This window comes from Vibrio sp. CAU 1672 (genome assembly GCF_029223195.1).
Lineage (GTDB): Bacteria > Pseudomonadota > Gammaproteobacteria > Enterobacterales > Vibrionaceae > Vibrio.
Genome location: NZ_JARHUF010000019.1, coordinates 62,890 through 77,295, shown reverse-complemented (window position 1 = coordinate 77,295; position 14,406 = coordinate 62,890). Strand labels below are relative to the sequence as shown.

Genomic DNA, 14,406 nt, shown 5'->3' with positions numbered 1-14,406 from the left:
AATACTGATCGTCAAATCGATCCATAAGTCATTGCATTTTTTATGACATCACTGTAGAAATGAGTAAAAGTAGGCTCTCACTTAGGCCTTATTCCACAAGAGTTTTTCATGATCTTGCCCTGGTTAACTACCGAGGGAAAATGACGGGACTGAATTATGAAAGATTGACTCTGCGATTTCTATATCAGGCTCATCTATGTAGAACTTGATTGTTGTCTTTGTGTATTGGGCGTCTTTACCTACTGAGAACTCGGATATCTTTGAGGATATAATTAACAATCGTGATGCTGTAAATTTTGTATCTGTCATGTTGTTTTCGAGCTTGTTTGTAAACTTAGCTTTTTCATCGTATTTAATGTACTGAGGCTCCTTGGCTTTAGGGTCTCTATTGAAGTTGTGTAACTTACCTACATCAAATAAGAGTTGTTTCGGCCTAGCACGAGAAAAGGACAGCTTATGCTTTCATATTTGGACACCATATGATTTTGATAATCTGTAAGTTATTGAAACTATTCTAGGCTATTGGACGCTTTATGCTTTTGGCGACAAGGACTGTCGCTGAAATCATAAAGTGTCCAAATAAAATCATAACCTGTCCTTTGAAAATGCATAAAGAGTGTGACTGACAAGAGGCAAGAAAATTCCTTACTCAACAAAGATATAATTTATTTATCACTTATCAGCCTTTTCTATTGTAACCATGTGCAATGACAAATCCATACAAGAGCACGACAGCGACTGACAATTTTCCTCGTTACACTGCCCTCATCAATCAAATTGGGAATCACAATGACTAATTACAAGCACCTACTACTTGCCGCGCCACTCATCGTATTGGCGGGCTGTAACTCAAGTTCAAGCTCGAACACCAAAAGCACAGCCCAAGTGAAACCAATAGCAAACTACAACTTCAGTAATACTGAGCTTGCGAGTTTATTGGCAGAACGTCGACCGCTGCTTGACTCGATGAGCGTGAATTTTGATGGGACGACTTATAACGTTGTTCGCTACGCAGAAGAACTTGGCGAAGAGCAACTTGTTATTCGTTTACAAGACAGCAGCGATAAGGGCGTCGATCTGTTTATGACCGCTGAAGATGGCAGTGATTGTGCTATTTATCGCGAAGACGAGCTGCTTGATGTTTTTACGTGTGACGACTCAACCCAATCAGACTCCGATGACACGACACTGATTCAATCCGTTACCCAGAATGGTAAAAAGCCGATTCAGGTCGAATTCAACAACGAGCTATTCGGTGAGCTCTCAAGTATCGGTTCAACCATTTTGACAGCCACTGACAACAGCGTCGGTGTCGATATCGAAACCTCTTTTGCCTTTACTGGTTTCTATAAAGACGCGCTTGGCGTTACTTCTGCCGACGAACGCATTCATTCAACTTTAGGGGTGACCACGTACCTCGAGCTTGCCTCTATTGTCCATAAATACTCTGGGCAGAAGATGGTATTAAAGTTCAACAACGACATCGGTGGCAGCGCAGATGACGACATTAATATGTACACAGGCATGATTATCCATGATCAAGCGATGAAAACGGTCGTTACCCCTACGGGCTCAGTATTCTCTGGTGGTACGGATCTCTTCGCTGCCGGTGAGTCTCGCGTTCTTCAACGCAGTAAAGACATTGATGATATAGAAACAAATAAACAGATCGGTGTTCATAGCTGGAGTAATGGCAAACAATCGGCAAAAGAGATCCCTTACACAGACGCTAGCCATCGCAAACAAGCCACCTACTTTAAAACTATGATGGGTGACAAAGGCGTTGATTTCTACGTCTTCACTCTAGACGCAGCACCTTTTGACGGTGAACACTGGATCACTAAAGCAGAATCAGACAAGTTCGAGTTCATTACCTCGATTGAATAATCTCTTTATAGGTTGAAAACCAAAGCAACGCGACTAAGCGCGTAATTAAACCGCTGGTCATTGGCAGGAAGAACTGGTTGTTCTCGAATACACCAAATGGCGCTTATGCGAGCGCGATGCTTTACAGCATCGTAGAGACAGCGAAAGCAAACGGCCTTATCCTCTATGACTGCATGGTCAAGTGCCTGAAATAGCTGGCGAAAGCAGATCCAGATATCGATGCGCTCCTACCTTGGAACTTCAAACACTAGCAATGTCGCCCCGTGTGTTCATGGGGCGATTACATACGTACTACTAAAATCCACCACTGAGCTAGCGCAGTATTACTCATCGAGCTAGCTATCCAAAACTCACTTTGCAATACTTGAAGTTATTCATGAATTACTAATGTTCGATTTTCCGAAAGTGATTTATGTCCAGAGACGAGCCAGCACGATCACTACTAGCTTGTGATCACCGAGCGATTCTGTCGTACCTTAATTACCAAGCGACTTTGTCATTACGTTAACTACCGAGGGAAAATGACGGGACTGAATTAAGAAAGATTGACTCTGCGATTTCTATATCAGGCTCATCTATTTAGAACTTGATTGTTGTCTTTGTGTATTGGGCGTCTTTATCTACTGAGAACTCGGATATCTTTGAGGATATAATTAACAATCGTGATGCTGTAAATTTTTTATCTATCATGTTGTTTCCGAGCTTGTTTGTAAACTTAGCTTTGTCATCGTATTTAATGTACTGAGGCTCCTTGGCTTTAGGGTCTCTATTGAAGTTGTGTAACTTACCTACATCAAATAAGAGTTGTTTCGGCCTAGCACGAGAAAAGGACAGCTTATGCTTTTGGCGACAGTAACCTAAGCTACCGACAATGGCTGCGATCTGAGCATTGTAATTTTTTAGGCTTAATCTCCCACCTAGTAACTATTCGTGGTCTTGAACCTCAACGAAGCGGTCGACTATGAGTAGGTCTTGGTCGAAAATGCTAAGGCCCGGCATTGAATCCCCACATGCACGAACTATGAAGGTTGCACTAGGGTGCTCAATCAAGAGGTCATCTAAGTTGAGTGGCAACTGAGTGTATTCAGCAGCAGGGCTTTCGAAGCCCGTGATGCCAGCGTTTGCTGATATTGGTATGATTTGCAATACCAGTATCACAACTTTCAGCTGTCAGCCGCTTGGTCGATTAACTGTCAGCAGCAACCTTTTGCTTGATGCTGCCTTTAACCGGGCGGGCAAGCAATGTACGTCTGAGCAGAGCAGTTGAAAAACGCTCATTGCTATTCCAGGGCAACAGTGAAACAAGGCGCGCCATGGCGCAGTATCCAAAGAGTACCTGAGCCCAAGTGCCTATTGCCGGGATCCAATATATCCAGCCAAGCCCCTCGATCTGTGCCAACAATAGCAGCGACAAGTACCAGAATCGAACCTGTATCGGAAATGCGGTAACACTTCGTTTTCTGATGACAAAGTGGAGCAGATGAACGACGGTCAGGCCTATAGCAAACACAAACCCCACCGGGTCGGCGATTACTCCGTAGCTAAGCAGTACAGCCGTTATCAGCCAATATCTCCAGCCAGTATCATTTAGCTCTATCATGAACATCGGTTACATCTCCATTTGCTTTCTGTCAAATTAGGTCTTTCTTATATATGTGGATGCTATATTAGCGTTGCCTTATTAACAATGGGTAATGTCACATTTATCTGAATGGTTGTTTTTAAAAGGATAAAGGGGGCAGCTGTCAGGTATCACTGAATTGCAATCATCATTTTTGCATTTTCCATTGAATTTCAATAAGGCCGCAATGCTCAGGTTGATGAAACCTACGCCATGATTAAAGCGCTGAACAAGCTTACAGGGCTTGGTATGCCTGATAATCAGTATGTTGTTTAAGAGTTGCTCAATTTCAGGAGGTTTGGTTTTCTGCCCGAATCACGCAACAAAGTCTGGCAACATTGCAGTTCTTGGGTAATGATTGGTGGAGATAGCTATGCAGTCTGAAGCCACCGTCCATCAAATTGTTAACACTGTGCCATGACTATTGCCGAGTTTGATCCCAACCAATTATCACCGATTTCCACAAAGGTCTGGGAGTCCAAGTATCGATTGTACACAGATTCGATCAAGGAAACTGCCATTGAACACAGCTGGCAGCGAGTGGCCGACGCTCTGGCCGGGCCGGAAAAACAACAAGCCTACTGGCGCAGGCAGTTCTTTCAGGCTCTGTCGGATTGGAGCGTTTTGCCGGCCGGGCGGATCCTGGCAGGGGCCGGTGCTGAGAATCACCGCGTTACCTTGCTCAACTGTTTTGTTATGGGGGTAATCCGGAACTCGATGTCGGGGATCAGCCGCTCTCTGCGCCAGTCGGCAATCACCCTGCAACAGGGTGGCGGCATTGGCCTGGATTTCTCCAGTTTACAACCGGCTGGTAGCAGTACGCTCCATCAGGGACCGGTCGCCTTGCTACAGATCTGGAACGAACTCTGTGCTGCACTGGTTGCCGGGGATTCCAGACGTGGCGCCATGTTGGCCAGCCTCCGATGCGATCATCCGGACATTGAAGCCTTTGTCCGGGCCAAGAGCCAGGCAGAAAGGCTGACCTACTTCAATCTTTCGGTGCAGATAAGCGATGACTTTATGCGTGCAGTGGAAGAGGATACGGGCTGGGCGTTGTGTTTTCCGCCAGGGGGTGCAACAGGCCCGATAATCAAAGCCAGGGACTTGTGGGAACTGATCCTGCAGTCGGCTTATGAAAGCGGAGAGCCCGGGGTACTGTTTGTGGACAGCATCAACAGGGCCAATAATCTGGCCTACTGTGAACACCTGACCACCACCAATCCCTGCGGCGAAGTCCCGCTTCCCCCTTTCGGTGCTTGCGACCTGGGGTCTATCAACCTGAGTCAGCTAGTCTCTCGGCCGTTCAGCGAGGCGAGTGCTTTTCAGTGGCAAAGGTTGGAACCAATCTGCAACACGGCGATCCGCATACTGGACAATGTACTGGAAATTTCTAACTTTCCCTTGCGCCAACAGCGCCGCTGTACCTTGCAGAGCCGCCGGGTCGGGCTGGGCATTACCGGCCTGGCTGACTGTCTGCAGATGCTCGGCTTGGCATACGAAAGTCCTGAGGCGAGGCAGTTTGCAACCGAGCTGATGACCCGGATACGCGATGCAGCCTACGCCGCTTCTGTCGATCTGGCCGGGGAAAAAGGTTGCTTTCCCTGTTTCGACAAAAAAGCCTATTTACGGAGTGCATATATCCGCTCGCTGCCGATGTCCCTGCAACAAGCAATTGGGCAGCAGGGCATACGTAACAGCCACTTGCTGGCCATTGCCCCCGCCGGCAGTATCAGCTTGCTGGCCAACAATGTCTGCAGCGGCATTGAGCCGATGTTCAGCCCGGGATATTGGCGCCATATCAGCTTTGCCGGCCAACAAGAAAGTCTCTGGCTGGAGCCATATGGCGTGCAATTGTGGCGCTACCTTAAGCCCGGAAAAGCTTTGCCCGATACCATGGTGGCAGCCAGCGACCTGTCGCCGAAGGCTCATCTTGAGATGCAGGCTTGCCTGCAGCCTTTGGTGGACAATGCGATTGCCAAGACGATCAATGTCCGAGCCGATCTGCCCTTTGCCCGGTTCCGGGATGTCTACCGGCAGGCTTTCCAATTGGGCCTGAAGGGGGTCACGGTTTATCGGCCTAACCCGGTGCGTCCGAATGTGTTAGAGCCCGGGCAGGGTTGCAATCAGTCTGTCTGCTGATGGGAAACTCTTCTATTTTTTCTTTGTTTGGTTTCTGCATTGAAAACCATCTCATTGAACGGAAGTGAAATCGGTACAGGCGCAGTGTCCATTCTCTACAATGGTTGTCTATGCTATTGAAGGCTCCAGTTACACTTGAGGAGGTCCTATGAGCTTTCGTCACCTGCTGCTTCCTATTGCACCGGAGCAACCGCTGGGAGATGGCGTCCTGAAGATAGACGTCCCGAAAATGGAGCCTTCACAACCTGAAACGAATCGGATCGAGATAAGGTAGTGAGCTTTGTACATGAGTAAGGCGGACTGCATCATCCGCCTTTTCTTTGTGCCACCCGGTCGTATAGCACCGCACTTTCATCCGCTTTCAGCTCCCGCACAGTTACAAAGCACTTATCGCTCAAAAAACGCTTTTTCCGACCATAATTGCGACGCAGTATATTTTGGTTATAGTTGCTATTTCGGGGAAACAGCCCGCAGTATATTTTGAATCAGGACGCGGGGGTGATCATGATGCTTGGCTTAAGGAAACGCCGGCTTCGATGATGCGGTGCATCTGTCTTGTGCGGTTGTACTACACTGAAATATGAATTCCCGATTTTGTTCAAGGCTTTGGAGTGACCCCATGCAAAAGAACTGCCTGTCCCTGACAGAGACGCAGCTTTACCATGTCTGCGATCTTAACCTGCTGAATTTTGACACCACCGATGAACTGGCCCCACTGGCCGAACCGCTGGGACAGGACCGGGCGCTGGAAGCCCTGAATTTCGGGCTCGATATGCCTCATGTCGGATACAATATTTTTGTCACCGGCTCAACCGGTTTAGGCAAACATACCCTTATCGACCGGTTGCTGCTTAACCGCTCCCGGGGTTATCCACCGGCTGATGACTGGTGTTATGTCAATAACTTCGATCATCCACAGAAACCGGTGGCATTACAGCTCCGGGCGGGGGACGGACGACGGCTGCGACAGAACGTGCAACAATTGGTCGAATATCTGGTTCAGGCAATCCCGGAAACGCTGCAGAGTGATGAACTTCTGGCCCGAATACAAGCGCTCCAGGCGGATTATACCGAGCGTTGTCACCGGGCCTTTGCAACGGCTGAATCCCATGCGCAAGAGCATCATATTGTCTTGAAGAAAACACCAACCGGTTACACTTTGCTGCCCGAACTAGACGGGCAAGTTTTGAACCAGGAGGCGTACCGTAAACTGCCGGAGGCACAGCAGGAGCAGATTGATACCGAGCTCAATGCATTGCGTGAGGAACTGAAGCAGATCAGCCGAGACATGCCGATCTGGCATCGTCAAAGTCAGCAGGCCATCAAGGAGTTACAGCGAGATACCGTCGCCATTACCATCAGCCAGTTGTTTCTTGAACTGGAACAAAAATTCGGTGCGTACCAGCCGGTTATCGATTTTCTGCAGAGCTTTAAACAAGACCTCATCGACAATATTGATCGTTTTCAACAAATCCTGAACAGCCTGGCAGAAGAGCATAAAAGTGAGAAAGTGGCGGAGTATTTCACAGAGTATCAAGTGAATTTGCTGGTCGATAACAGTGATGCCGAAGGACTGCCCGTGATTTACGAGGATAACCCGACCGTGTCGAATCTGGTAGGACGGGTGGAGCACCTCAGTCATGCCGGTACTTTGTATACCAATTTTATGTTAATTAAACCCGGTGCGCTGCATCGTGCTAATGGTGGCTATCTGGTGTTGGATGCGGCCCGATTGGTTGACCGCCCATTGCTGTGGGATTCGCTCAAGCGAGCACTGCGTTCCAGTCAGATCCGGATCCAGTCTCTGGAGCAAATGCTGAGTCTGGCCACCACCACTACGATCGAGCCGCAGGTGGTACCGCTTGACTTGAAAGTGGTGCTTTGTGGTAACCGGCTGCTGTACTATTTGCTCAAATATTATGATCCGGAATTTAGCTTATTATTTAAGGTTCAGGCTGACTTTTCAGAGGAACTGCCCCGGGATGAAGCCTCGATGAGCCTTTATGCCCGATTGATTAAGACGCTTCAAAGCCGCGAAAGGTTGCTCCCCTTGTCACGGGAAGCGGTTGCCCGGGTGATCGAATACAGCAGCCGGTTGATGACCGATCGGGAAAAGCTGTCCTTGCATATGAATTCGCTGACGGATTTGCTGCGTGATGCGGATTATTGGTCGAGACAGCTTGAAGAGAAAGTGATCACCGCGGAGGCTGTCGACGCAGCGGTGGCGGCGCAGCGCCGTCGGGTGAGCTATCTCAAAGAGCGTCATCAGGAAAGTGTGTTGCGGGGGATCCGCACGATCGATACCGAGGGCTTCGCGGTGGGCCAGATCAACGCACTGTCGGTTGTGGCGGTTGGTGACCATCCCTTTGGGCTGCCCACACGGATCACCGCGACCATTCGTCTGGGCGACGGGAAGATCCTCGACATTGAGCGGGAAGTGGATCTGGGCGGCTCGATTCATTCCAAAGGTGTGATGATTCTGAGCGGGTTTCTTGGCGAGCGTTATGGCCAGAGCCAGCCGCTGTCACTGAGTGCCTCGCTGGCCTTTGAGCAATCCTACAGCGGCGTGGAAGGAGATAGTGCCTCCGCCGCAGAATTGTGTACTTTGTTATCAGCAATTGGCCAGATCCCGCTCAAGCAATCGGTGGCCATCACCGGGGCGACCAATCAGCATGGTGTGATTGAGGCGGTCGGTGGTATCAACGAGAAAATTGAGGGTTTTTTCGATATTTGTCAGGCGCGCAAGCTTAAGGGGGAGCATGGGGTGATCATTCCCGCGGCGAATATTCCCCACCTGATGTTGCGGGCAGATGTCCGCGCAGCCGTTCGGGAGCATCAGTTCCATATCTGGGCGATTGAGCATGTCGACCAGGCCATGATGCTGCTTACCAATTTACCCATCGGGGAAGCGGACAACGGAAAGTATCCGGCGATGAGCGTCAATGGCAAAGTGAGCGAACGTTTGTGCGAGTTGACCCGGCTGCGTCAACAGTTTTCAGGGCAAGCAATGAATCATCGTACCGGAAATTCTTCCGACGAGCGCAATTCGTAAGTGGGATGACTCCTGTCATGAACATCAAGTCGTCCCATGTGCCCTCGCTATCCTGGCGTGCGTGTTTGAAGCGCTGATGACGTTATTTCGCCGTCTTTTTGCTGCATAAACTGCAAAGGAATCTGCAAATTTGCAGCATCAGCCCTCATAGGCTGTTTTTTGGTGTAGCGTTACAAAAACTGGCTTGGCTATGTTTGACCAAACTAAGAGAGCATCCCACGTAGACAACATCTGCAAGTTCATGGGTTGGAAAAACGATGCTGTAGTTTGAACTCTCTCTTAGTTGGAGTATGCATACCAAGGTTTAGTGCTCAGTAAATCCCGGCTTTTTGGATAGTGTGCAAGTTAATCACGCCAACAAATCTTCCTTTATCATCTAATACAGGCAGAGCAGTAATCGCATGTTTGCTCATCAAGGTCAGGGCATCTGCACACAGGCTAGATTGCCCTATGGTGACAGCGCCGTTTTTCACCAAGCTGTTGATGGTCGTGTCTGGTGTCACACCTTTCGCGAACGCGCGGCGCAAGTCACCATCGGTAAACACACCTTGCAGGCTTCCCTGCTCAGCGATAGCAATCAAACCATAACCAGTTTGACACATCACTCCAACGGCATCTTGCAGGGTCGCATTTGGCGAGCAAAACGCGCTTTTGTGTTGTTCGTCTAACAGATGTTCTACATTGGTTAGCAATCGGCTACCTAATGCGCCAGCTGGGTGAGAAAGGGCAAAATCGTTATGGCCGAAGTTACGCATTGTCATCACTGTGATGCCGAGCGCATCGCCAAGTAACAACGTGTTGGTTGCGCTAGCGGTTGGCGCTAAACCAAGGGGGCATGCTTCTTTCTTGGCTGCGATATCCAGTGTGATATCGCACTCCTTGGCTAAAAAGCTACTAAGGTTTGCGGTAACACCAATGGTGGTGATGTTTTGCCGCTTGAGTAATGGCACCATCAATTTAAACTCATTTGCTTCCCCTGAGTTGGAGATTAAAATCACTATGTCACCTTGGCGAGCCATGCCTAAGTCCCCGTGCAAGGCTTCGGCAGGATGCACAAAGAAAGCCGGAGAGCCTGTAGAGGCGAATGTTGCTGCAATTTTTTTACTGATATGACCAGACTTGCCGATGCCAGTGATGATCACTTTACCTGCACAATTCAGAATTGTTTCACAAGCCTGTACAAATGACGCGTCTAGTGAACCGAGCAGCAATCGAGCTTGGTCTAGCTCTTGTTCAATAACGCCCCGTCCTAATTGGCAAATATCTTCCGTGGTGTACTGTTTGTGCATATTGGTTTCCTAATGCCTTAAATATCTTGTGCTGGGAACGAAATGTTTAATAAAATTTTTGATGGGTTCTGTTAAGGCGATCATTTAACGCAAGAAGGACTTGAGAGTTTCTACCACTAACAGGTGGTCTTCGTATTGCGGCAAACCAGATACCGAAATACTGCCAACCACACCCACGTTCTTGATGATGAGTGGGAAGCTGCCACCAAATGGCGCAAACTGTTTCGAGTCAACAAAAGCAGCCTCTTCAATGGTTTTTCCTTTGGCTTTAAAGTATTGCCCCATATACCAAGAGCTGTGTTGGTAACGGTCGACGACATTGCGTTTACGAGTAATCCATTCTTGATTGTCTATGCTGGTGCCGCGCATGGCATGACGAAACAAACAGTGTCCGTTTAAGGTGATATCAATAGCGACGCTTGCGCCCTTGCACTCAGCATTTTGTTTGATTAGAGAGCCAAGTTGCAACGCGATGTCTGGGTTAAACTCGGAGAACTGGAGCGCTTTCTCTTGCGCAAGAAGCGTGTCTAAGTCTGTGATCATATTACACCTCATTCAGTTTGACTGTGCGTTGCTGCTCTGAGCTTTGGTAGGCAGCCTCGATTATGCGAATAACATAAAGTGCCTGATCTAGTGTGACGGGCACTTTGTCACCTTGCCGAATTGCCTTAGCAAGTTGTTGGTAGAAAGCTTCATAGCCACCAGTCTCGGTTTCAATTGTAGAATCCGTGCCTTGATGGTCGGTGAAGATAACGAACGATTCTGGGCGTTCTTCTCCCCATCCCGGAGTTGCAGGGCCGTTTTTTTCACGCAAGAAATCTTCTTGAGTATCCATGCCATACTTAATCAAGCTCGCGTTTTGGGCAAAGATTTGGAATCGCGGACCTTCAGTTGTACTTAAACAGTTTCCGTGCAAGATGACGTCGAGTTCTGGATAGCTGAGAATCAAATGAAAATGATCGACAGTTTGTGCTCCGGGACGTTGGTTTCGAAGAATGGCAGTGACACTTTCAGGGGCTCCGAATAGACACAGTGCCTGGTCAATAAGATGAGCCCCCAAGTCGTAGAGAATGCCGGATCCGGGAACGGCTTGTTCACGCCAGCGATCTTTCACCTCAGGGCGGAAGCGGTTGTAGCTGGAGTAAAAAGTGTGGATGCCTTCTAGTTTACGTTCTTGAACTAATGTTTGAATGGTCTTGAAGTCGGCATCATAGCGTCGACTCTGATACACAGAGACACACTTATTGGATTGCTTAGCAACGGCCATTAACTCTTCGCCTTCTTTTACTGAAAGACAAAAAGGCTTTTCAATGACAACGTGTTTGCCTGCCAATAGTGCAAGCTTCGCTTGAGGTACATGGAGGTGGTTTGGGGTGGCGATGATGACCAGTTCAATGCTTTCGTCGGCAAGCATTGATTCAATCTCTGGATAAACCGTCACTTTAGGTAGTTGAGACTGTACTTTGTCTGCATCACTTGAAACAACGGCAACGAGAGCTAACTCTTTACAGAACTCGATAACGGGCGCTTGGAAGCATTGGCCTGAGATACCAAAGCCAACAATTGCGGTTTTAATTGGTTTCATGGACGATCCTAAAAAAGGCAGTATCACCGGAGGGATTGATACTGCCAAAAATGAAAGTGGGGGAGTTAGTTCAGTTCCAGTTCTTTTTTCAATAAAGATTCAATCTGTAGGGCCCTCTTTGCGGTCATTAGCTGATCTCGGAAGTCTGCATGCATGATCTTTCTCGCCAATTTAGAGAAGATCTTCATATGTTGGTCGCCCGCGGCGTGTTTGTTGAGGGTTAGCATAATGATGAACTGTGCTTCTTCGTCGCCCCATTCAATAGGTTTTTCAAGGCGGCAAACGCTGATCGCCGATTGTTCGATATGCTCACTCTTCGTATGAGGAATCGCAAAGCCAAAACCAAGGCCGGTTGAGAATACGTCTTCGCGAGCCCATAAATCGTCCGCCAGTTTATTCGGGTAACGACAACGACCAGTAAGGAACAGGTTGTCTGACAGTGTTTTGATTACTTCTTCTTTATTGCGTAAGTCACGGTCTAGGCTAATGCAATCTGCCGAAACCATTGGTGCTTCTGACTGAGTCATGCGGAACTGTGCTAGCACATGCTCAACTTCCTGGATGGTGCGGCATTGCATTGCTTTGTTGAGTAACTGGCGACACTCACGGCTGTCGAGTTTTGCGATGCGTTCTTTTGTTGCTGCAATGCTTGGTGAGCTCATACTGATTTCATCTAAGCCAAGACCGACAAGCAGGGGTAGAACTGAACCTTTAGCGCCCAGTTCACCACATAAGCCAATCCATTTGCCATGACGGTGAACTTCACGAACCACATGATCCAAAGTGCGTAGGAAAGCAGGGTTTAAGCTGTTGTAACTCGCCGCGACTTTGGCATTGTCACGGTCAACCGCCATTAAGTATTGAGTAAGGTCATTTGAACCGATAGAGAAAAAGTCAATTTCTTCACAGCATTGATCTATGATAAAGGCGACGGAAGGTACTTCTAACATGATACCTAGTGGTACTTTTTCAGCAAATGGCAGATCCTCTTTACGCAGTTCTTGGCGAACTTCAGCAAGTACATCTTTTACCCAAAGGATCTCTTCTAAAGAAGAAATCATCGGGATCATGATTTTTAGATTTCCGTGGGCAGAAGCACGCAAAATGGCGCGTAGCTGAGTCTTGAACATTTCGATAAACTCGGGGTAGATGCGTACAGCACGGTAGCCCAAGAAAGGGTTGTTTTCCGCTGGAATGTTCAAGTAATCAACTGGCTTATCGCCGCCGATGTCGATAGTACGAACGATGATGGTTCTACCGTTTGCGGCGTCGCACGCTTGACAGAAGATGTTGTACAGTTCGTCTTCGTCTGGTGTGCTAGTGCGATCCATATAGAGCATTTCGGTACGGAACAGACCTACCGCTTCCGCACCGTTGGCAAATGCCGCTTTGGCCTCTACTGAGTGAGCAATGTTTGCGGCAACTTCAAGTACTTTGCCATCAGAGGTTTGTGCGGCGACATCGCGAAACTGTGCCTGGCGAGAGGAGACGATTTCTTTCACCTTGCTCTCTTGTGTGTAGTATCGTTCCACAGACTCGTTAAGCTCTGTGACCACCACACCCAATGTGCCATCAACGATGACGTTCTGGTCTAGGAATTCGTTAAGACCAGAGCCTTCAATGCCAACAATGGTTGGAATCGCGAACGAGCGAGCCAAAATCACTGTATGCGAAGTGCTGCCTCCATGAGAAAGAATCAACCCTTTTAGCAGTGATTTGTCCAGCTCTAGGAACTGACTAGGGGTGAGGTCATCAGCCAAGCAAACGGTCGGCTGAGTGAGTGTATTTTGGTTGCCGAAGCGCTCATCACCGTAAATGCTTTGCAGCAGTTGGTAACACACATCACGAATGTCTAACTCACGCTCACGCATGTAAGCGCTCGACGAATTTTTCATGATTTCGCCAAAGTGTTTTGCCGTTGCGGTGATGGCGTCGGCGCTACTGCGACCTTCAACCAAATTGTTCTCAATGGTTTGCCTAAATTCTTCATCTTGCGCAATAGAAAGGTGTGCTTTGATCACTTCACCTTCCGTATGCTCTGCGGAAGATAATTGGATATTCAGAGACTTAACGATGGCTTCCAAACCGGATTTAAGTTGCGATTTTTCTTCACCCAGTGACCTGGCGTGAGGTAAGTCGGTGAACGCATCAAAGTTCACCGTACCCATTGCCGTCAGCACGCCCTGACCAAAGCCATCGCTGACACTACGACCACGAATATGAGCCACATTCAGGTTTGAGAAGTTTCTTGGTAAAGGTGTCAGACTTTCTTCTTGAGCGGCTGTCGCGAGCGGCGCATCGCAGTGAGGGAACTCGTTAGCAATGAATTGCTTGAGTTGCTCTAGCGCAACTTCTTCGTCTTGACCTTCAATGGTAATCAAACACTCATCACCTAACAGCGTATCGGTACCAATAAGAGCGAGTACACTTTTCGCGTTGCCACTCATCCCCGTTCTTTGGTTTTGCCAAGTGATAGAAGAATCAAAGCTATTGCATACCGCCTCAACATGGCTTGCTGGGCGAGCGTGAACTCCATTTGGTAGTTCGCAAGAGAAAGAGAAAGATTTCATTTCATACTGTCCTTTTACTTCGGCAATGGTTACTGCCTTTCGTTATGTTTTCACAATAACAAAGTGAACAGTACGGGCCATGGGACAAAACTGCGAAAAGCTGGATTTTTGTTAGTTTTAAAGTTAACTGTGACAGGGGTCAAAATTACAGTTTAATTTGTGATTTCAAACATGTCCTTATTGTTTTTTTGACTTTATTTGTGTTTATGTTATTGATTTTAATCTGTTTAACTTTATCTGGTTAATCTTGGTTAATTTTCGGG

General features: G+C 48.0%; 8 protein-coding genes and 2 pseudogenes. 4 read left to right on the top strand and 6 right to left on the bottom strand.

Features of this window, described 5'->3' with window-relative positions; translation table 11 throughout:
* The first annotated feature begins 789 nt into the window (after positions 1-789).
* Complete coding sequence (locus P2G85_RS16065) at positions 790-1,887, top strand: alpha/beta hydrolase (RefSeq protein ID WP_275865076.1); 1,098 nt, start codon at positions 790-792, stop codon at positions 1,885-1,887.
* 11 nt (positions 1,888-1,898) lie between these two features.
* A pseudogene (locus P2G85_RS16060) lies at positions 1,899-2,081 on the top strand (transposase); the annotation flags it as partial.
* Between the two features lie 733 nt (positions 2,082-2,814).
* Here P2G85_RS16060 and P2G85_RS16055 read toward each other — a convergent pair.
* Together P2G85_RS16055 and P2G85_RS16050 are read right to left on the bottom strand one after the other, a co-directional pair.
* Positions 2,815-3,033: pseudogene (locus P2G85_RS16055) on the bottom strand (S24 family peptidase); the annotation flags it as partial.
* 40 nt (positions 3,034-3,073) lie between these two features.
* Positions 3,074-3,493: a hypothetical protein gene (locus P2G85_RS16050; RefSeq protein ID WP_275865075.1), complete on the bottom strand. Its 420-nt coding sequence runs from the start codon at positions 3,491-3,493 to the stop codon at positions 3,074-3,076.
* Positions 3,494-3,925: 432 nt separating this feature from the next.
* On the opposite strand from P2G85_RS16050, the gene P2G85_RS16045 reads away from it, so the two are divergent.
* Both P2G85_RS16045 and P2G85_RS16040 read left to right on the top strand, forming a co-directional pair.
* Complete coding sequence (locus tag P2G85_RS16045) at positions 3,926-5,647, top strand: adenosylcobalamin-dependent ribonucleoside-diphosphate reductase (RefSeq protein WP_275865074.1); 1,722 nt, start codon at positions 3,926-3,928, stop codon at positions 5,645-5,647.
* Between the two features lie 619 nt (positions 5,648-6,266).
* A complete protein-coding gene (locus P2G85_RS16040) occupies positions 6,267-8,699 on the top strand; it encodes an ATP-binding protein (RefSeq protein WP_275865073.1) in 2,433 nt (810 codons plus the stop codon).
* 311 nt (positions 8,700-9,010) lie between these two features.
* Here P2G85_RS16040 and P2G85_RS16035 read toward each other — a convergent pair whose 3' ends face one another.
* The 4 genes from P2G85_RS16035 to ptsP form a co-directional block, all read right to left on the bottom strand.
* On the bottom strand, positions 9,011-9,988 hold the full coding sequence (locus tag P2G85_RS16035) for a KpsF/GutQ family sugar-phosphate isomerase (protein ID WP_275865072.1): 978 nt from the start codon (positions 9,986-9,988) through the stop codon (positions 9,011-9,013).
* 84 nt (positions 9,989-10,072) lie between these two features.
* Entirely contained in the window at positions 10,073-10,531 is a 459-nt protein-coding gene (locus P2G85_RS16030) for a heme-degrading domain-containing protein (RefSeq protein ID WP_275865071.1), read from the bottom strand.
* Position 10,532: 1 nt separating this feature from the next.
* Entirely contained in the window at positions 10,533-11,573 is a 1,041-nt protein-coding gene (locus tag P2G85_RS16025; protein WP_275865070.1) for an oxidoreductase, read from the bottom strand.
* A 65-nt stretch (positions 11,574-11,638) separates the two neighbouring features.
* Complete coding sequence (gene ptsP, locus P2G85_RS16020) at positions 11,639-14,143, bottom strand: phosphoenolpyruvate--protein phosphotransferase (RefSeq protein ID WP_275865069.1); 2,505 nt, start codon at positions 14,141-14,143, stop codon at positions 11,639-11,641.
* Positions 14,144-14,406: the final 263 nt, after the last annotated feature.

Bases quoted from the DNA above. Each gene is read 5' to 3' on its own strand.
- P2G85_RS16065 (WP_275865076.1), top strand. From the start codon at position 790: ATGACTAATTACAAGCACCTACTACTTGCCGCGCCACTCATCGTATTG.
- P2G85_RS16025 (WP_275865070.1), bottom strand. From the start codon at position 11,573: ATGAAACCAATTAAAACCGCAATTGTTGGCTTTGGTATCTCAGGCCAA.
- P2G85_RS16030 (WP_275865071.1), bottom strand. From the start codon at position 10,531: ATGATCACAGACTTAGACACGCTTCTTGCGCAAGAGAAAGCGCTCCAG.
- P2G85_RS16040 (WP_275865073.1), top strand. From the start codon at position 6,267: ATGCAAAAGAACTGCCTGTCCCTGACAGAGACGCAGCTTTACCATGTC.
- P2G85_RS16050 (WP_275865075.1), bottom strand. From the start codon at position 3,493: ATGTTCATGATAGAGCTAAATGATACTGGCTGGAGATATTGGCTGATA.
- P2G85_RS16035 (WP_275865072.1), bottom strand. From the start codon at position 9,988: ATGCACAAACAGTACACCACGGAAGATATTTGCCAATTAGGACGGGGC.
- P2G85_RS16045 (WP_275865074.1), top strand. From the start codon at position 3,926: ATGACTATTGCCGAGTTTGATCCCAACCAATTATCACCGATTTCCACA.
- ptsP (WP_275865069.1), bottom strand. From the start codon at position 14,143: ATGAAATCTTTCTCTTTCTCTTGCGAACTACCAAATGGAGTTCACGCT.